Raw genomic sequence first — 17954 nt, forward strand, 5'->3', positions numbered from 1 at the left:
GGCCCGAGTTGACCACGAACGACCGCTCCGCCCGTCTGCTCGTCGGCCTGCTCGCCGGGGCGGGCGCGGCCCACGTCGTGGTGCCGAAGCTCTTCGACGACATGGTCCCGGAGTTCCTGCCGGGCACGCAGCGGACGTGGACGCATGCGAGCGGAGTCGTCGAGCTGCTGCTCGCGGCGGCGATCGCGGTGCCGCAGACCCGCAAGGTCGGGGGGCTGGCCGCCGCCGGGTTCTTCGCGGCCATCCTGCCGGCCCACCTCAAGATGGCGTACGACTGGCGCGAGAAGCCGACGGCCCTGCGGGCCGGTGCCTACGCCCGCATTCCGCTCCAGGCGCCGCTGGTGATGTGGGCGGCGAAGGTGGGCCGGGACGCGGGACGCTGAGACCGCGTCAACGGTTCCGGCGCCGCTTCGTGGTGGTCTTCCGCCAGCCGAAGGGGCCCGGAAGGTCCATGGAGGTGGTGCGGCGGCCGGTGCTGCTGTGCGTGTGACGCGGGCCGTGGCTGCCGCCGCCGGTGGTGAGGGACCAGGAGCGCCGGTTGATGTTGAGGCGGACGCCGGGGAGGATGCGGAAGCTCTTGCGGAAGGTGAGGGGCATGCGGGCTTGCTCCTTGGGCGGAGGCGGTCGAATGGTGTACGGGTTGCCGCTTCTGCCGCATCAATGCGTGGGCCCCTGGCGGGGCAGCCTGCGGCGCTGCGTGGGTTGCTGCTCCCGATGGGGCTGCGCCCCTTGCCCCCTGCACGGCTGCGCCGCGCGTCCTCAAACGCCGGACGGGCTGATATGCCTGGCGCAGCCTGATGTGCCGCCCGAAGGGCAGGCACTCCAGGGGCGCGGGAACTGCGCGACCTGCCACCCACTCACCCGCACGGAATCGCCCCATTGCCCCGCGGGTTTAGGTGAAGGGGCGGGGCTGGGGCGAATCCGCCCCGGCACCGGGTGCCGACCCGACCGACCCGCACCGCCCCCAAGCAGCCCGCTAAGCCAGACCTCACGCCCCGAAAGGCCCCCCATGCGCACCCTCATCATCGGCGCCGGCGCCACCGGCGGCTACTTCGGTGCCCGTCTCGCCCAAGCCGGGCACGACGTCACCCTCCTCGTCCGCCCCGCCCGCGCCGAAGCCCTCCGTCGCCGCGGTCTCCGCCTCACCGGCCTCGGCGAGCCCGACGGGCGCGTCGACGTTCCCCTTCTCACCGCCGCCGAACTGGCGGACCCGTACGACCTGATCCTCCTGACCGTCAAGGCCACCGGCCTCGCCCGGGCCGTCGAGGACTTCGCCCCCGCCGTCGGCCCGGACACCGTGATCCTGCCCGTCCTCAACGGCCTCGCCCACCTCGACCTCCTCACCGACCGCTTCGGCGCGCACCGTGTCTGGGGCGGCGTCGCGAAGATCGTCACGACCCTCAACGACGACGGCGACATCGTCCGCCTCGCCCCCATCGCCACCCTCGACCTCGGGCCGCTCGACGGCACCGATCCCGCCCGGGCCGAGCGCACGGCCGCTCTGCTCGACGCCGTGCCCGGCGTTGGAGCCGCGGCCTCAGCGGACATCCGCGACGACATGTGGGCCAAGTGGTCGTTCATCGCGACGGTGAGCACCGTCAACATCCTCGGGCGCGGCAGCGTCGGCGAAGTCGTCTCTGCGACCGGGGGCGCTGCCCTTGGACCGGCCGCGTTCGCCGAGGCGGCAGCGGTGGCCGCCGCCTCGGGCAATGAACTGTCGGACGAGGTGCGGGACTTCGCAGTCGCGACGGCCACCCGGGCCGGCTCCCCGCTCGTCACCTCCCTCTACCGGGACATGACGGCGGGCCTGCCCTCCGAGGCCGAGCACCTCTTCGGCGACCTCGTGGCCAGGGCCCGCGCCCTCGGCGTACCCACACCGCTGCTCGATCTGGCGACCCTTCAACTCCGTGTGCAGGAGGCGAAGTTGAAGAAGTCGTGAGGGGCTACGGGGCCTTCGGGCCCCACAAGGTGGTCACCGGGTCGTAGACCCGTACACCCTTCGGCAGGCCGAGCGACGCCGCCGTGACCCGCACCCCGTGGTGCGCCGGGTCCGCCGCCACACCGATGTCCCGTACGACGCGTACGTCGGCCGGTGTCGGCGGGGCCAGGACCGTGGCGTACGCGCTGGTGCCCGCCGCCACCCGGTACGGCCCGCTGTCGGCCGGCGGGTTCGGGCGGGCGGCCCCGTCGAGGTTCCCGAAGGTGACGGTGGGGATGCGGTCGACGGTGCAGGCGGTGCGGCCGTTGTTGGTGACGCGGAGGGTGAGGGCGTCCGGGGTCGGGGCGGCCGTCACCTTGAGGGAAAGGTTCCGTTCGGCGCAGCGGGGGACCGCCTTCGCCGGTGGGGTGACGCAGGCCGAGGCCGTGGCGGAGGCGGCGAGCAGGAGGGCGGCGGCGAGCGCGCCGGCCGTGGTGAGTCGCTGGTGCGTGTACATATGTCCATGCTGGGGGCGAAAGGGGCGGTTCGGGGAGAGCGCCACCCTTTGTGTGACGTGGCCGTGACACTCCGGCAGGTGCCGGGCGCGTGGAGTGCGTAACGTTTGACCCGTGGCTCTCTTCCGCATCACCGACCGCACGCCCCTCGCCCCCGACGAGGCCTGGCGCAGACTCACCGCCTGGGAGCGGCACGCCGCCCAGGTCCCCTTCACCCGGATGGTCTTCGGCACCGACCCGCCCACCCGGCAGGGCACCCGTTTCGTGGCGCGCACCCGGCTCGGCCGGATCGGCTTCGACGATCCGATGGAGGTCGTCGAGTGGCGGCCGCCGGAGCACTGCCGCCTGGAGAAGAGCGGGCGGGTGGTGACGGGCTGGGCCGAGATCGACGTACGCCCCGCGCCGGGCGGCGGCCCGGGATCGTACGTCACCTGGACGGAGGACCTGCGGCTGCGCGGGCTGCCCCGGTTCTGCGACCCGCTGCTGGCGGCGGCGGGCCGGGTGGTGTTCGGGCGGGCGATGCGCGCACTCCTCAAGGGGCGGTAGGGGCGTAACGCCTACTCCTCCCGTGCCTATTCCTCCCGCGCGGCCGTCTCCTTCGCCCAGCGGTAGTCCGCCTTGCCGCTCGGCGAGCGGCGGATCCGGTCGGTGAGCACCAGCTTGCGGGGGATCTTGTAGCCCGCGAGCCGGGTGCGGCAGTGCTCCTGGACGGCTGCCAGGTCGAGTGCGGCGGCACCCTCTCGGACCTGGACGACGGCCGCGACCCGGTTCCCCCACGTGGGGTCCGGCACACCGGCGACCAGCGCGTCGTACACGTCCGGATGGGACTTCAGGGCCTGCTCGACCTCCTCCGGATAGACCTTCTCGCCCCCGGTGTTGATGCACTGCGAGCCCCGGCCGAGGACGGTGACGATGCCGTCCTCGTCGACGGTCGCCATGTCGCCGAGCAGCACCCAGCGCTGGCCGTCGCGCTGGAAGAAGGTCTCGTCCGTCTTCTTCGGGTCGTTGTAGTAGCCGAGCGGGACGTGACCGCACTGGGCGAGGCGGCCGATCTCGCCGATGCCCACGGGTGCGTACGTCGCCGGGTCGACCACCTTCGTACGCTCGTTGACCTCCAGCCGGAAGCCCTTCTCCGGGCCGGAGTCGTCCGTGGCCCTGCCGTTCGAACCGGACTCGGAGGAACCGAAGTTGTTCAGCAGCAGCACGTTCGGCACCAGCTCCTGGAACTGGGCGCGCACCGTGTCCGACATGATCGCCCCGGACGAGGAGACGCTGAAGAGGGAGGAGAGGTCGGTGCCCTTCAGGGGGCCGTGCAGGGCGTCGACCAGGGGGCGCAGCATCGCGTCGCCGACCAGCGACACGCTCGACACCTTCTCCTTCTCGATGGTCCGCAGCACCTCCTCCGGCACGTACTTGCGGTGGATGACCACGCGCTGGCCGTAGTGGAAGGCGATGAACGAGGTGAGGGTGGACGTGCCGTGCATCAGCGGGGGAGTGGGGAAGAAGGTGAGGCCCGCACCGCCGGCCGCGACCCGCTCGGCCAGCTCCTCGGGGCGCTTGACGGGGTTGCCGGTGGGGTCGCCGCCGAACAACCCGGCGAAGAACAGATCCTCCTGACGCCACATCACCCCCTTGGGCATGCCGGTCGTGCCGCCCGTGTAGATGATGAACAGGTCGTCGGCCGAACGCTCCGCGAAGCCCCGCTCCGGGGAGGCGGCGGCCTCGGCCGCCGCGAACTCCACGCAGTTCAGGGGCGGCGCGTCGCCGGGCGGCGGACCGACCCGCAGCAGGTGACGCAGCTTCTCCGTGCGGGGGAGCGCCGCGGCCACCCGCTCCGTGAACTCGGCGTCGAAGACGAGCGCGGCGAGATCCGCATCGCGATAGAGGTACACCAACTCCTCTTCGACGTAGCGGTAGTTGACATTGACGGGCACGAGGCGTGCCTTCAGGCAGGCCAGCACCGTCTGGAGGTACTCGGTGCCGTTGTAGAGGTGCAGCCCCAGCTGCTCGCCCGGCTTCAGGCCCGCGTCGATCAGGTGGTGCGCGATGCGGTTCGCGGCCGCGTCCAGTTCGGCGTAGGTGAGGCGGCGCTCCGCGCCCGTACCGGGATGGTCGATGTACACGAGTGCCTCGCGGTCGGGGACCGCGTCGACGACCGACTCGAACAGGTCGGCAAGGTTGTACTCCACCGTTCCTCCTGAACCCCGGTTGCACACGGGCGAGTTGATGTGTCGGCCATCACAGCAAAGGGCGCTTCAAGTGGGAAGGGTGTGCGCCGAATAAATCTGACTGACTGTCAGAAAACTCTTGAAGTGGTGGGGCCTCTCCTGCAACCTGTTCCAGGTCTGACGACGGGAGGACGGTCATGTCCGGTACGGAATCGGGTACGGAACACCTCACCGTGCGGCGCGAGGGCGCCACGCTGGTGCTCACCCTGAACAGGCCCGAGGCGAAGAACGCGTTGTCGTTGCCGATGCTGGTGGGGCTGTACGACGGCTGGCTGGAGGCCGACGCGGACGACTCCGTACGGTCGGTCGTCCTCACCGGTGCCGGGGGGTGCTTCTGCGCCGGGATGGACCTCAAGGCCCTCGCGGGCAAGCGCGGCATGGGCGGTGAGGAGGACTCGTACCGCGCCCGCATGAAGGCCGACCCCGACCTGCACTGGAAGGCGATGCTGCGCCACCACCGGCCGCGCAAGCCGGTGATCGCGGCGGTCGAGGGCCACTGCGTGGCGGGCGGCACGGAAATCCTCCAGGGAACGGACATCCGCGTGGCCGGCGCCTCGGCCACCTTCGGCCTCTTCGAGGTGCGCCGGGGCCTCTTCCCCATCGGCGGCTCGACGGTGCGGCTGCCGCGCCAGATCGCCCGCACCCACGCGCTGGAGATGCTGCTCACGGGGCGGCCGTACGGGGCGGAGGAGGCGGCCCGGATCGGGCTGATCGGACGGGTCGTACCGGACGGAACGGCCCTGGAAACCGCACTGGAGATCGCAGAACGGGTCAACGTCTGCGGTCCGTTGGCCGTGGAGGCGGTGAAGGCTTCGGTGTACGAGACGGCGGAGCTGACGGAGGAGGAGGGGCTGGCGGCGGAGCTGAAGCGAGGGTGGCCGATCTTCGAAACGGAGGACGCGAAGGAGGGGGCGAGGGCGTTCGCGGAGGGGAGGGGGGCGGTGTTCCGGCGGCGGTGACGCCGCAGACGGCCCACGAATCGCGCCCCGACCGGCCGGCGCAATCACCGACACCCCCCCCGTAGACCGGAGGCCCGCCCCATGCCCGCCCAGCAGACACCCGCCCTCAAAGCCCCCCTCACCGTCGAATTCCCCTTCACCCGCTCCCTCGGCCCCGTCCAGTCCGCCTTCCTGACCGGGCTGCGGCACCGCACCCTCCTCGGCGTGCGGACCATCTCCGGGCAGGTCCTCTTCCCGCCCACCGAGTACGACCCGGCCACCGCCGACGAGCTCCGCGATCTCGTCGAAGTCGCCCCCACGGGCACGGTCACCACCTGGGCCTGGAACCCCGCCCCCCGCCCCTTCCAGCCCCTCGACACCCCCTTCGCCTGGGTCCTCGTGAAGCTCGACGGCGCCGACACCGCCGTCCTGCACGCCCTCGACGCCCCCGGCCCCGAGCAGCTCCGCTCCGGCATGCGCGTCCGGGTCCGCTGGGCCCAGGAACGTACCGGAGCCATCACCGACATCGCCTGCTTCGAACCGTACGAGAGCGACAACGACCACCAAGTCGGTCCGCACAGCGGTGAGTTCGAGGACCCGGTCACCCTCTTCACCGCCCCCGCCCGGCTCGACTACACCTACACCCCAGGCCGCGCCCCCACCGACTACCTCGCGGCCCTCGCCGACCACCGGATCGTCGGCGAGCGCTGCCCGTCCTGCCGCAAGGTGTACGTCCCGCCCCGTGGTGCCTGCCCCACCTGCGGCATCGCCACCGCCGAACAGGTCGAGGTCGGCCCGCGCGGCACCGTCACCACCTTCTGCATCGTGAACATCAAGGCGAAGAACCTCGACATCGAAGTCCCGTACGTCTACGCGCACATCGCCCTCGACGGCGCCGACCTCGCCCTGCACGGCCGCATCGCCGGCATCCCGTACGACCAGGTCCGGATGGGCCTGCGCGTCGAACCGGTGTGGAGCGGCGACGCCCGCTACCCCGACCACTACCGGCCCACCGGCGAACCGGACGCCGACTACGACGCGTTCAAGGAGCTGATCTGAGCCATGCCCCCAACTCCCGCTCCCACAGGGCCGATACGCGACGTCGCCGTCGTCGCCTTCGCGCAGACCGACCACCGCCGCCGCACCGACGAGCTCTCCGAAGTCGAGATGCTGATGCCGGTCCTGCACCAGGTCCTCGCCGACACCGGCCTGAAGACCAGCGACATCGGCTTCACCTGCTCCGGCTCCAGCGACTACCTCGCGGGCCGCGCCTTCTCCTTCACCATGGCGCTCGACGGGGTCGGCGCCTGGCCGCCGATCTCCGAGTCGCACGTCGAGATGGACGGGGCCTGGGCGCTGTACGAGGCCTGGGTGAAGATTCTCACCGGCGAGGCGGACACCGCGCTGGTCTACGCGTACGGGAAGTCCTCGCCGGGACAGGTCCGCGACGTCCTCACCCGCCAGCTCGACCCGTACTACCTCGCCCCGCTCTGGCCCGACTCCGTGTCACTGGCCGCCCTCCAGGCGCAGGCCCTCATCGATGCGGGCGACACCGACGAACCCGCACTCGCCGCGGTCGCCTCCCGCAGCAGGGCGGACGCACAGTCCAATCCCCATGCCCAACTCGCTGGTGACATCCCATCAGGCGACTACCTCGTCCATCCCCTCCGCACCACCGACTGCCCGCCCATCTCCGACGGCGCCGCCGCCGTCATCCTCGCGGCGGGCGACCGGGCCCGGGAACTCTGCTCCCGCCCCGCCTGGATCCGCGGCATCGACCACCGCATCGAGGCCCACGGCCTCGGCGTCCGCGACCTCACCGACTCGCCGTCCACCCGGCTCGCCGCCGAGCGCGCCGGAGCGTATGAAGTCGCCCTGGACACGGTCGAGTTGCACGCGCCCTTCACCTCCCAGGAGGTCGTCCTGCGCAAGGCCCTCGGCCTCGGCGACGACATCACGGTCAACCCGTCCGGCGGGGCGCTCGCCGCCAACCCGATCATGGCGGCCGGCCTGATCCGTATCGGCGAGGCGGCCGCCCGCATCCACCGCGGCGAGTCCGACGCGGCCCTGGCGCACGCCACCTCCGGCCCGTGCCTTCAGCAGAACCTTGTCGCAGTCCTGGAGGGAGACCCCCGTGAGTAGGCAGCGCGCCAGCCACAAGGAGCCGGTCGCGGTCGTCGGCATCGGCCAGACCGCCCACGTCTCGGCCCGCCACGACGTCTCGATCGCGGGCCTGGTCCGCGAGGCCGCCCAACGCGCTCTCGCCGACGCCGAGTTGACCTGGGCGGACATCGACGCCGTCGTCATCGGCAAGGCCCCCGACTTCTTCGAGGGCGTCATGATGCCGGAGCTCTACCTCGCCGACGCGCTCGGCGCGGTCGGCAAGCCCATGCTCCGCGTCCACACGGCGGGCTCCGTCGGCGGCTCCACGGCACTCGTCGCCGCGAACCTGATCGCCGCCCGCGTCCACGGCACCGTTCTCACCCTCGCCTTCGAGAAGCAGTCCGAGTCCAACGCCATGTGGGGCCTCTCCCTCCCCATCCCCTTCCAGCAGCCCCTCCTCGCGGGCGCGGGCGGCTTCTTCGCCCCGCACGTCCGCGCCTACATGCGCCGCACCGGAGCCCCCGACCACATCGGCTCCCTGGTCGCCTACAAGGACCGCCGCAACGCCCTCAAGAACCCCTACGCCCACCTCAAGGACCCCACCCTCACCCTCGACAAAATCCAGTCGTCCCCCATGCTCTGGGACCCCATCCGCTACGCCGAGACCTGCCCCTCCTCCGACGGCGCCTGCGCCATGATCCTCACCGACCGCGCCGGCGCGGCCCGCGCCCCCCACCCGCCCGCCTGGGTCCACGGCGGCGCCATGCGCAGCGAACCCACCCTCTTCGCGGGCAAGGACTTCGTCTCCCCGCAGGCGGGCAAGGACTGCGCCGCCGACGTCTACCACCAGGCGGGCATCACCGACCCGCGCCGCCAGATCGACGCCGTCGAGATGTACGTCCCCTTCTCCTGGTACGAACCCATGTGGCTCGAGAACCTCGGCTTCGCCGCCGAGGGCGAAGGCTGGAAACTCACCGAATCCGGTGTCACCGAACTCGACGGCGACCTCCCCGTGAACCCCTCCGGCGGCGTTCTCTCCACCAACCCCATCGGCGCCTCGGGCATGATCCGCTTCGCCGAAGCGGCCCTCCAGGTCCGCGGCCGCGCGGGCGCCCACCAGATCCCCGACGCCCGCACAGCCCTGGGCCACGCCTACGGAGGCGGCTCCCAGTTCTTCGCGATGTGGGTGGTAGGGGCGGAGCGGCCGGGCGGGTGAGGGGGAGGGGAGTACGGCGGTGGCCGGGGCGCGGGCCCCGGCCACCGAGCGCCCTGCCCCCTACGTGGTGGTGCGCTTCTTGCCGCGAGTGCGGCGGTGCCTGCCCGATGCCCGGAACCGGTTCTGGGCTCGGGCTTGAGCCTGGGCCGGAATGATGTGGGGGCAGGCCCCCGGGTTTCCGTTCGGTGGAGGAGGCGGTAGCTCACGGAGAGCGGGAGCGGCTTCCAACGCCGGCTGAGGCAGAGAGGCTTGTGCTGAGGAAGCCGGTGGACCGGCACCGGGGGTCTCCTGCGAGCCTCGGTGTTTGGCGACGGTCAACGTCAGCACGAAGGTGGCCATGCCTGTCAGTACGGCTGCCTCGGCGGTCTGACTCTTCACCAGGAGGACGACCGCGCTGCACAGCATGGCGATCGACACCCAGATCCCGATCTGGTGGCCATGGGAGCAGAGGAGTCTAACGAATTTGCCGGTGCGGATGCGGAGTTTCCGGAAGCCGCCTCCGAGTAGTGGGCGCATCCGGCACAGTTGGGCCTTGAAGGAGGTCATTCTGCACGTCCCTACTGGCCTTCCTTCGAACGGGTGGGGGGAGTGGGTAGCGTTGCGCCTGCAAGCTAGATGCCACACGCTTCCCCTGCCCGCCATGGGAACGCCTTTGCGGTGGGGCGGAGCCGTAGAACCACAGATCCCTGCGGGGCGATCTGCTGGACAGAGGTCTCCGACCTCTCAACTACCGGCGGGTGCAGAGGACACGGCTCTCCCCCCTGAATTTCGTCCTGCCGGGTGCTCGGGCACGGCCGGTCGGCCGACATACGGGCTGGTCCGCAGGGCATCGCCGGAAGTACGTGCACGGACGGGACTTCGCGTCACATCACCCCTTCGTGTGGCACGTGATTGATTTCGTTCCGGCATCGGCAGCCCGTGCGAACTCCATGTGTGCCTCGCGCGTTCCTGCACATCCCGGAGGGCCACGGCAACAGCCCTGTCGTCGCTGCGTCAGTGCCCTGTCCGCCACCCCCTGCGGTGGCTAGTGTGGCTGGCGGACGACGGCTATGTGGGAGGAGTGCGACGGTGGCGACGAGTACGCAGCACGGTTTGGTGGGGCGGGCGAGGCCGGAGCTCGATCTCAGTGGGGCGGACTGGCAGTCCGGGAGCAAGGGGGCGGGGGACGTGCAGATCGCCTTCGTGGAGGGGTTCATCGCGATGCGCAACGCGGCGAATCCGGTGGGGTCTTCGGTGATTTTCGATCCGGCGCAGTGGCGGGCTTTTGTGGTGAACGCGAGGGCTGGGGCGTTTGACGTGAGGTGAGTGTTCAGCAGGGCTTGCGCCAGGGGTCCAGGTCGAGGTTCTTGCGCATCGAGGACAGGCCGAGGCGGCGGGAGTCGGCGCAGAAGTCGCTGTTGGGCAGGGTGTATTCCACGTGGAAGACCGCCTTGCCCGCGGTGATGAACGGGCGGAGGCTCTCGCATTCGTCGAATTCCGCGCATTCTTCGTTGACGGCGAAGTCGAAGTGGCGGAGCAGTTGGGGGATTTGTTCGAGGTCGTTCTTCAGGCCGACGGCCAGGCCGCGTTCGTGGGCGAGGGCGGAGAGCATTTTGTTGTAGGTGAGCTGGTGGGCGGCGGTCAGGGGGAAGCCGGACTCGTTCTGGTAGGCGTCCATCAGGTCGGGTTCGACGGCGTCGAAGCCCTTGGCCCGGCACATGTCGAAGCGCTTCGCCATGAGGGGGCGGAGAACGTCGGTGCGGCGGATGTCCAGCCAGCGTTCGCCCGCCCAGCCGTTCGTGGCGCCGAGGACGGACTTCGGGAAGGCGGCCTTGTCCGGGCGGAAGTCCTCCCACGCGCCCGCGTTGATGTAGCAGATCACCTTGCGGCCGTCCGCGTGCAGACGTGCCACGTCGGACGCGGTGTTCTCGAATCCGTCGATGTCGTACACGGGTACGTCGGTACGGGGATCGACGCGGCCGTCCAGCTGCCACTGCCAGGCGGTGCCCGGGCGGGGCTGCCAGATGCGCCGGGTGGAGGGGCGCGTGGTCGTGTCCTTGCGGGGTGGAGGCGAGGAGGTGGAGGGGTGGGAGGTGCCGTTCGAGGGGGCTGTGGTGAGGGGCTGCGGGGTCTTCGAGAGGGACGGCGCGGGGGTGCCGGGGGCGGCGGAGCGGGCCCCGGGCTGCGCGCCCCCGGCTTCCGGGCGCCTGCCCGGGGCGTCGTCGGCCCCCGGTGACGAGCACCCCCCGAGCGCCAGCAGCACCAGGAGCGCCAGCGGCAGCACCGGACGCGACCATTTCCGTACGAGAGGGCCTCGGCCGGTGTGCGGAGGGAGCGCGGGGCGGGAGACGTCGGAGGCCCTCGGGGTGCCTCCGTGCGGGGCGGCGATCATGACGCGTGCTCCAGGAGTTCGGGCGGCAGGGCCGACCACGGATTGGGGAGTTCGCCGCCGACCGCGCAGCACACCGCCGCGCCCCGGGTGCGCGCGGTGCGGGCCGCGACCTGGGAGAGGGCGCGGGGGACCCCGTACACGAGATGACAGAAGCGTTCCGGGGGGTGGCGTTCCGTCCAGCGGGGGCGGCTGAACCCGGCGACGTAACTCGTCCAGTGGCCCTCGAAGGTCACGATCAGGTCGGCGATGCGGGCGTATCCGGGGGACGGGTGCACACCGGGGTTCAAGACCACGGTCCGTGCACCCGTGCGGCGGGCGGAGCGGACCGTCCTGCGGCAGGCCGCCAGGTCCGCGCGCTCGGAGGGGGCCCGGTCGAAGAACCAGCCGTCGACGCCGAACCAGGTCCGGTGGCGGTTCAGGTCGGCGGCCACCTCGGGGGCCGGGCGCGCCCCGTAGTCCAGGTCGACGTAACCGAGCACGGGCACCCCCGCCGCGCGCAGGTCGGCGGCGGCGGAGGTGAACGCGGGGTCGGGCAGTTCGCCCGGCCCGTCGGCGGCGTTGAGCACCACGCCGCGGACCCGGTCGGCGGCGCGTGCGGCGAGCCGCCACGCCTCCGGGTCCACGGCGGGGTGCGCGTACAGCGGCAGCAGGATGCTCACCGCGGGGCGTCCGGGCGGGGCGCGCGTGCGGGAGTCCCGGCGCGGGGGCCGCGGGTGTGTGACTCCGTACGGGAGTGCACGGTCGGCCCGGGGGTGTGGGCGTCCGCGTGCCCTGCGAACCGCGCCCCCGGGGTGTGCCCGGATGCGGTCCGGGGGCGCACAGGGGATGCGCCTCCGGCCTCGGACCCGGAACGGGGGGCGGACGCGGTGACGTGCACCGGGGGCCGGCCGGGAGGGGCGGATTCCGGTCGCGCCTCCTCCCGTACGGACTCCCACAGCGCCCGTGCCGCGTCCTCCAGCGAGTGGCGGGGGCGCCAGCCCAGCGCGCTGCCCGTGGACGTGATGTCCGAGCACTGCCAGGACACCTCGGCGGACCGCTCCGACGCCTCCTGCGTGCTCTCCTCCACCCGGCCGCGGAAGCCTGAGATCCGGACCAGTTCCTGGACCAGTTCGCGCACCGGGAGGGCCCGGCCGCCGGAGACGTTGAGGACGGGCGGGAGCGGGCCCGAGGCCGTGGTCGCCAGGGCCACTGCCTCCGCGACGTCCCGGGTGTCGACGAAGTCGCGGTACGAGGAGAGGTCGCCCAGGCGGATCACCGCGTCCGGGTCCGTGCCCGCCGCCAGGAGGTTCCGGGCGAAGCGGCCCGGCAGTCCGGCGGACGGTGCGCCGGGGCCCACCGGGTTGCCGATGCGGAGCACGACCGCGTCCAGGCCCGAGGCCGCCACCGTCACCGTCCCGGCCAGCTTGGTGGCGCCGTAGACGCCCACCGGGCGGGTCGGGTCGGTCTCGGTGACCCGGATGCCGTGGGAGGTGGGGCCGTACTCGGCCGCCGAACCCAGGTGAATCAGGCGGGCCCCGGGCGCAGCCCGGTGCAGCGCCGCCACCAGCACGGCCGGGCCCCGGGCATTGACCTCGGCGAGCGTGACCGGGTCACCGCCCACCGCGCCCACGCAGTTGATCACGACGTCGGGACCGAACTCCCGCAGTGAGTCGGCGAGTTCATGGGCGTCGGCGGAGCCGAGGTCCACCCGCAGGCCGGCGTCGGGGCCCCGGCCGCCGGAGAGCAGCCGGACGTCCGCGAGGGACTCCAGCCGCTCCACGACGTGCCGGCCCAGATAGCCGGTCGTCCCCAGTACGAGTACACGCATCGTCTCTCAGGCTCCCTTGAGCAGCAGCGAACGGTGCGTCGTGAACTCCGCGTTCGCCCGGTCGTAGTCGTCGGGCCGGCCGATGTCGAGCCAGTAGCCGTCGAACGCGTAGGCGTGCGGCGGAGTGCCGTCCCGCAGCAGGTCCAGGACCAGCTCGTCGAAGCCGAGGGGCAGGCCCGCGGTGTAGTCGGCGAGGGTGTCGCGGGAGATCCCGTACACCCCCATGGAGACCCGGTAGTCCATGCTCGGCTTCTCCGTGAAAGCCACCACCTTGCTCTCGTCGGTGGTCAACACCCCGAAATCGATGCGGACTTGACGGGAATAGGTGGCGATGGTGAGCGGCGCGCCCGAGGCGCGGTGGCTTCTCAGCACGTCCGCGTAGTCGAGGTCGGTGAGGATGTCGCCGTTCATCACGAGGAAGGACTCCGGGAGCCTGTCGCGGAGGTTGAGCAGCGGGCCGATGGTGCCCAGCGGGCTCTCCTCGGTGGCGTAGTCGACCTTCAGGCCCCACTGCTCGCCGTCGCCGACGTACGCGCGGATGATGTGCCCGAGGTGACCGATCGCGAGGGTGACGCTGGTGAAGCCGGCGGTCGACAGCTGGCGCAGCACGATCTCCAGGATGGCGTGCTGGTCGCCGATCGGGACGAGCGGCTTTGGCAGGGCGGTGGTGTACGGCCGCAGCCGGACGCCCTTGCCTCCGGCGAGTATCACAGCGTGCATGGTGGCCTCCCTAGGTGGAACGCGAAACCGGCAGGTAAGTGGTGCTGTGCGGAGTCGGACATGAGTTGACGATGCGTCAGATGTTGTAGATGTCCGTCTTGTAGCGGGCCAGGTTCGCCGGGTCGGCGAAGAACTCGGCGGTCGCGGCCAGTCCCTGCTCCAGGTCGTGGGCCGGGCTCCAGCCGGTGGCGGCGGCCAGCCGGGACGCGTCCGCGACCAGGCGCATCACCTCGGAGTTCGCGGGCCGGATGCGCTGCTCGTCCTCGCGCACGTCGAGGTCGGCCTCCATCACCTTGCCGATGAGCCGCACCAGGTCGCCGACCGAGATCTCGCCGCCGGTACCGGCGTTGAAGGTGCGCCCCACCACGTCCTCGGCGGGCGCGGTGCCCACCGCCAGGAACGCCTGCGCGGTGTCCTTGACGAAGGTGAAGTCGCGGGTGGGCCGCAGGTCCCCGAGCGTGATCGTGCGCGAGCCCGCCGCGACCTGACCGATGACGGTCGGGATGACCGCCCGCATCGACTGCCGGGGCCCGAAGGTGTTGAACGGGCGCAGGGTCACCACCGGGGTGGCGAAGCTGGCGTAGTAGCTGTCGGCCAGCCGGTCGCCGCCCGCCTTCGAAGCGGCGTACGGGGACTGGGTGTTGATCGGGTGGTCCTCGGTGATCGGCACGGTCTGCGCGGTGCCGTACGTCTCGGACGTCGAGGTGTGCACCAGGCGCGGGGTGCCCAACGCCCGTACCGCCTCCAGGACGTTGAGGGTTCCGGTGACGTTGGTGTCCACGTAACTGTGCGGCGCCTGGTAGGAGTACGGGATCGCGATGAGCGCCGCCAGGTGGTAGACGGCCTCCGCGCCCTCGGCCAGCGCCCGCACCGAACCCGGGTCGCGGACGTCGCCCAGGACGATCTCGACCTGGTCCAGGACGTCGGGGGAGAGGGTCTCCAGCCAGCCGTAGGAGGAGAAGGAGTTGTACTGGGCCATGGCGCGCACCCGGAACCCGGCGGCGACGAGGGCCTCCGTGAGGTGGGAGCCGATGAAGCCCTCGGCCCCGGTGACTGCGGCGAGCGGTGAGGTGGTCAACGTGTCGTTCCTTACAGGTTGTTGGGAGACAAGGGGCAGGAGTTGCCCGGAAGAGGACGCCCGGGGGCTGGGGGCGCCGAAGGAGGTCGGGAGGGGGCTCAGGCGTGCGCGGTGGGGCGGCCGAGCCGGTGCAGTGCCCACGCCAGCAGGCCCACGGCCGCGGCGGTGCAACACAGCAGGGGTACGAGAGGGCCCGCCGGAGGCCGCAGACAGGCGTCCGCGCCCACCCCGGCCGCCGCGCACAGCGTCAGCGCCGCCGGGACCCAGGCGATGCCGAACGCCTGGAGGAGCAGCGCCGTCCACAGCACGGCGGCCAGCGCGAGCAGCGGGGCGATCTCGGCCCCGGTGAAGTACGCCGCCGGAGCCAGCGGCAGCAGGTACACGGCCAGACAACCACCCAGTACGGCAGCCGACTTGGCCCGGAAACCGGCCGGTGTCGACGCCTTGCGCAGCGCCGCCACCGAGAGCCCCCGGTAGCGGAAGAGCAGCCACTCGGCCGGACCCATGCTGAGCGTGAGCACGACCACCGCCCACGGGTGCCGCAGCCCGGCGCACATCACCAGCACCCCGGCCCCCAGGCCGAACAGCCCGTACGGCAACGACACGGCAGGCCCCGGCCGCACCGCACCGGGCGCGGGGTCCTCCCGTACCGCAGCGCGGATCGCCCGCCCCGCCACCGCCACCACCAGCACGGCGGTCAGCAACGGCAGTCCGGCCCGCACCCACGGGCCCGGCTCCACCCACGGCAGCACCGCCGCCCCGCCGATCACCGGCACCAGCGTGGCCAGCAGCAGCCGCTCCCGGGCGAACACCAGCAGCACCCCGGCCGCCGCCAGGTACACCGACTGCCACACCGCGAACAGCGCGGCCGGAGTCGGCCCGGCCAGCACGGTGGCCGCCCCCGCCGCCAGCAGTGCGCCCGCCGGAGCCCCGTACAGCAGCGTCCGCCCGGCCTCGTGCCGCCCGGACGCCAGCCGCAGGTACGCCCGGTGCGCGAGCCCCTGGCTCCATGCCCAGGAGATCAGGCCCGCCACGATCAGCGCGGCCACCGCACCGTCGGAGAACCACAGCCCCGAGGTCAGCGGATACGCAAGACCCGGCAGCCCGAACAGTGCCCCGCGCAACGCGCACCGCACATGGTCGGGCGCCCACGGATCGGCGGCCCCCGGCGGCTCCGGGAATTCGCGCGGCACCCGCGTGTACAGGTCCTCGGCCAGCGAGAACAGGTCCTTGTGCCCGTACTTCTCGGTGATCGCCTCGCCGGTCAGCCCTTCGGACTCCAGCAGGGCGGCCACCTCGTACGGGTGCACCGCGGGCCCGATCCGGTCGGCGAGCTTCGCCGCCAGCTCGTCCACGGCGTCGTCGGGGTGCACCCGGCGGCCGGCGCCGATGCGCGGCAGCCGCAACGCCATGGTGACCTGCGACAGGGAGGCCAGGCGCAGGGTGAGCGTGTCCTCCTTGCCGCGATGCTGCTCCAGGGATATCGGGCCGCTCATCCGGCCACCTGCCGCAGCTGCACGGTCTCCGAGTGGTCGCGTACGGAATGGTCGCGTACGGAATGGTTCCGTACGGAACGGTCGTGCACGGGCGTGGCGTTGCCGCGTGCCAGGTCGACGTAGATCTCCCGGAAGGTGTCGACCGTCTGCCGCAGCGTGAACTGCTCGATCACCCGCAGCCGCGCCGCCTCGCCCATCGCCGCCCGCCGGGCCGGGGCCCGCAGCAGCTCCAGCGCGGCCGCCGCCATCGCGGAGGGGTCGCGCGGCGGCACGACGAGACCGGTGTCGCCGACCGCCTCGCGCACCCCGCCCACGTCCGTGGACACGGTGGCCCGTCCGCACGACATCGCCTCGATGAGCGTGAAGGGGAAGCCTTCGCTGATGCTGGAGAGCATCACGACGTTGCCCGCCGCGTACGCGTCCTTGATGTCGTCGACCCGGCCCTCGAAGGTCACCGCGTCCCTGTGCCCCAGCTCCGCCGCGAGCGCCTCGCAGCGCTCCCGGTACGCCTCACCGCCGCGCGGCGTGCCGCCGAACAGCCGCAGCGTCGCTGTTGGCAATTGCGTCCGCACCTGCGCGAACGCCCGGATCAGCGTCTCCAGGTCCTTGATCGGGTCCACCCGGCCCGCCCAGCTCAGGGTGGGGCCTGCGGGCTCGGGTCCGGCGGGCGGAAAGGCGGCCGGGTCCACGCCGTTGTAGACGGTGCGGATCAACTCCGGCGGTGCGCCGCCCTGTTCCTCCCACAGCCGGTTGTACCGGTTGCCCGGTGTGATCAACGCGGCCCTGCGGTACGTCTCTTCGGCGAGCAGCCGGAAGAAGCCGAGCAGTACCGCCTTGACGGGCCAGCGGTACGGCCCGGTCCGGTAGCCGAGGTAGCGCTCGCGCAGATACACCCCGTGCTCGGTCAACAGCAGCGGAACACCGTGGAGTTGGAGGGCTGCGAGCCCCGGAAGGACGGCCACGCCGCCGCTGACCGCGTGCGAGACGCCGGTGCGCGGCGGGGGAGCGGCGAGCGGACGCAGCGCGTGCTCCAGGAGCCCGGTGGCGGTCACCGCGTCGTGCACGGTGGGCGAGGCCTCGCCCACCGGGAGCCCCGGCCGGTTCCACACGTCGGTCAGCACCCGGACCGCCGCGTCGCTGCGCAGCGCAGGGCTGAGCAGCCCGTCCCGGGCGGCGTGCGCCAGCTCGTACAGGGCGGGCGCGAACACGTCCTCCGCCCCCGGGTCCAGCAGCGCCGTCAGGAACCGTTCGTACGAGGCCATCAGCCGCCGGCGACGACGGCCGCGCGGCGGCGCACCGGCCGGAGCGGGCCCCCACATCGGTACGGAGAGGACCTCGCGGACGTGTCCCGGCAGCTCCCAGGCGAGGGACTCGCGGCCGGTGCCGGTGACCGCGACGACGTCGAAGTCGATGTCCGGCATGCCGGTGACGAGCTGGTCGCACCAGACGCTCACGCCGCCGTGACTGTGCGGGTAGGTGCCTTCGGTGAGGAGGGTGACGCGCGCGGCACCGGAGTGCGGTGCGCGGTGCGGATCGTGCATCGATGCGCTCCACGGCAAGAAGG

The 17954-nt window shown here is 72.1% G+C and carries 17 protein-coding genes and 1 pseudogene; 8 read left to right on the forward strand and 10 right to left on the reverse strand.

Annotated elements, in window-relative coordinates; translation table 11 throughout:
- Window positions 1-8: 8 nt before the first annotated feature.
- A complete protein-coding gene (locus tag IE269_RS36180) occupies window positions 9-383 on the forward strand; it encodes a DoxX family protein (protein ID WP_189827536.1) in 375 nt (124 codons plus the stop codon).
- A 7-nt stretch (window positions 384-390) separates the two neighbouring features.
- On the opposite strand, the gene IE269_RS36185 is transcribed toward IE269_RS36180, so the two are convergent.
- Window positions 391-597, reverse strand: a complete 207-nt coding sequence (locus tag IE269_RS36185; protein WP_189827537.1) for a DUF4236 domain-containing protein — start codon at window positions 595-597, stop codon at window positions 391-393.
- Window positions 598-1009: 412 nt separating this feature from the next.
- Here IE269_RS36185 and IE269_RS36190 point away from each other — a divergent pair, with 412 nt between their 5' ends.
- Window positions 1010-1939: a ketopantoate reductase family protein gene (locus tag IE269_RS36190; RefSeq protein WP_189827538.1), complete on the forward strand. Its 930-nt coding sequence runs from the start codon at window positions 1010-1012 to the stop codon at window positions 1937-1939.
- A 4-nt stretch (window positions 1940-1943) separates the two neighbouring features.
- Here IE269_RS36190 and IE269_RS36195 read toward each other — a convergent pair whose 3' ends face one another.
- Window positions 1944-2435, reverse strand: coding sequence for a DUF4232 domain-containing protein (locus IE269_RS36195; RefSeq protein ID WP_189827539.1), 492 nt, complete (start codon window positions 2433-2435; stop codon window positions 1944-1946).
- 112 nt (window positions 2436-2547) lie between these two features.
- On the opposite strand from IE269_RS36195, the gene IE269_RS36200 reads away from it, so the two are divergent.
- The gene (locus IE269_RS36200; protein WP_189827540.1) at window positions 2548-2979 is read left to right on the forward strand and encodes an SRPBCC family protein; all 432 of its coding nucleotides are present in this window, start codon (window positions 2548-2550) and stop codon (window positions 2977-2979) included.
- Between the two features lie 26 nt (window positions 2980-3005).
- Here the strand turns inward: IE269_RS36200 and IE269_RS36205 are convergent, their stop codons facing one another.
- The gene (locus IE269_RS36205) at window positions 3006-4622 is read right to left on the reverse strand and encodes an acyl-CoA synthetase (RefSeq protein ID WP_189827541.1); all 1617 of its coding nucleotides are present in this window, start codon (window positions 4620-4622) and stop codon (window positions 3006-3008) included.
- A 176-nt stretch (window positions 4623-4798) separates the two neighbouring features.
- On the opposite strand from IE269_RS36205, the gene IE269_RS36210 reads away from it, so the two are divergent.
- The 5 genes from IE269_RS36210 (at window position 4799) to IE269_RS36230 (ending at window position 10223) form a co-directional block, all read left to right on the forward strand.
- A complete protein-coding gene (locus tag IE269_RS36210; protein ID WP_189827542.1) occupies window positions 4799-5620 on the forward strand; it encodes a crotonase/enoyl-CoA hydratase family protein in 822 nt (273 codons plus the stop codon).
- A gap of 81 nt (window positions 5621-5701) precedes the next feature.
- Window positions 5702-6658 (forward strand): Zn-ribbon domain-containing OB-fold protein, encoded by a 957-nt coding sequence (locus tag IE269_RS36215; protein ID WP_189827543.1) that lies wholly within the window; start codon window positions 5702-5704, stop codon window positions 6656-6658.
- A gap of 3 nt (window positions 6659-6661) precedes the next feature.
- A complete protein-coding gene (locus IE269_RS36220) occupies window positions 6662-7741 on the forward strand; it encodes a thiolase domain-containing protein (RefSeq protein WP_189827544.1) in 1080 nt (359 codons plus the stop codon).
- Window positions 7734-8918, forward strand: a complete 1185-nt coding sequence (locus tag IE269_RS36225; RefSeq protein ID WP_189827545.1) for a thiolase domain-containing protein — start codon at window positions 7734-7736, stop codon at window positions 8916-8918. The genes IE269_RS36220 and IE269_RS36225 overlap by 8 nt, the downstream gene beginning before the upstream one ends.
- Before the next feature lie 1068 nt (window positions 8919-9986).
- A complete protein-coding gene (locus IE269_RS36230) occupies window positions 9987-10223 on the forward strand; it encodes a DUF397 domain-containing protein (RefSeq protein ID WP_189827546.1) in 237 nt (78 codons plus the stop codon).
- A 4-nt stretch (window positions 10224-10227) separates the two neighbouring features.
- Here IE269_RS36230 and IE269_RS36235 read toward each other — a convergent pair whose 3' ends face one another.
- The 7 genes and pseudogenes from IE269_RS36235 to pelF all read right to left on the reverse strand — a co-directional run bounded on the left by IE269_RS36235 (window position 10228) and on the right by pelF (window position 17931).
- On the reverse strand, window positions 10228-11181 hold the full coding sequence (locus IE269_RS36235) for an endo alpha-1,4 polygalactosaminidase (protein WP_438817662.1): 954 nt from the start codon (window positions 11179-11181) through the stop codon (window positions 10228-10230).
- 104 nt (window positions 11182-11285) lie between these two features.
- Window positions 11286-11948, reverse strand: a complete 663-nt coding sequence (locus IE269_RS36240) for a spherulation-specific family 4 protein (RefSeq protein ID WP_189827548.1) — start codon at window positions 11946-11948, stop codon at window positions 11286-11288.
- A 233-nt stretch (window positions 11949-12181) separates the two neighbouring features.
- Window positions 12182-13096: pseudogene (locus tag IE269_RS36245) on the reverse strand (NAD-dependent epimerase/dehydratase family protein); the annotation flags it as partial.
- Between the two features lie 6 nt (window positions 13097-13102).
- Window positions 13103-13816, reverse strand: coding sequence for a nucleotidyltransferase family protein (locus tag IE269_RS36250; RefSeq protein WP_189827550.1), 714 nt, complete (start codon window positions 13814-13816; stop codon window positions 13103-13105).
- A gap of 76 nt (window positions 13817-13892) precedes the next feature.
- Window positions 13893-14894: an SDR family NAD(P)-dependent oxidoreductase gene (locus tag IE269_RS36255; protein WP_189827551.1), complete on the reverse strand. Its 1002-nt coding sequence runs from the start codon at window positions 14892-14894 to the stop codon at window positions 13893-13895.
- Between the two features lie 98 nt (window positions 14895-14992).
- The gene (locus IE269_RS36260; protein WP_189827552.1) at window positions 14993-16390 is read right to left on the reverse strand and encodes a hypothetical protein; all 1398 of its coding nucleotides are present in this window, start codon (window positions 16388-16390) and stop codon (window positions 14993-14995) included.
- Entirely contained in the window at window positions 16387-17931 is a 1545-nt protein-coding gene (gene pelF / locus IE269_RS36265; RefSeq protein ID WP_189827553.1) for a GT4 family glycosyltransferase PelF, read from the reverse strand. Before pelF ends, IE269_RS36260 begins: the two co-directional genes overlap by 4 nt.
- Window positions 17932-17954: the final 23 nt, after the last annotated feature.

The sequence above is a fragment of the Streptomyces spiroverticillatus genome (genome assembly GCA_014650415.1).
GTDB lineage: Bacteria > Actinomycetota > Actinomycetes > Streptomycetales > Streptomycetaceae > Streptomyces > Streptomyces spiroverticillatus.

Excerpts from the sequence above, each read along its gene's own strand:
- IE269_RS36220 (WP_189827544.1), top strand. The coding sequence starts at position 6,662 with ATGCCCCCAACTCCCGCTCCCACAGGGCCGATACGCGACGTCGCCGTC.
- IE269_RS36185 (WP_189827537.1), bottom strand. The coding sequence starts at position 597 with ATGCCCCTCACCTTCCGCAAGAGCTTCCGCATCCTCCCCGGCGTCCGC.
- IE269_RS36250 (WP_189827550.1), bottom strand. The coding sequence starts at position 13,816 with ATGCACGCTGTGATACTCGCCGGAGGCAAGGGCGTCCGGCTGCGGCCG.
- IE269_RS36215 (WP_189827543.1), top strand. The coding sequence starts at position 5,702 with ATGCCCGCCCAGCAGACACCCGCCCTCAAAGCCCCCCTCACCGTCGAA.
- IE269_RS36210 (WP_189827542.1), top strand. The coding sequence starts at position 4,799 with ATGTCCGGTACGGAATCGGGTACGGAACACCTCACCGTGCGGCGCGAG.
- IE269_RS36190 (WP_189827538.1), top strand. The coding sequence starts at position 1,010 with ATGCGCACCCTCATCATCGGCGCCGGCGCCACCGGCGGCTACTTCGGT.
- pelF (WP_189827553.1), bottom strand. The coding sequence starts at position 17,931 with ATGCACGATCCGCACCGCGCACCGCACTCCGGTGCCGCGCGCGTCACC.
- IE269_RS36260 (WP_189827552.1), bottom strand. The coding sequence starts at position 16,390 with ATGAGCGGCCCGATATCCCTGGAGCAGCATCGCGGCAAGGAGGACACG.
- IE269_RS36195 (WP_189827539.1), bottom strand. The coding sequence starts at position 2,435 with ATGTACACGCACCAGCGACTCACCACGGCCGGCGCGCTCGCCGCCGCC.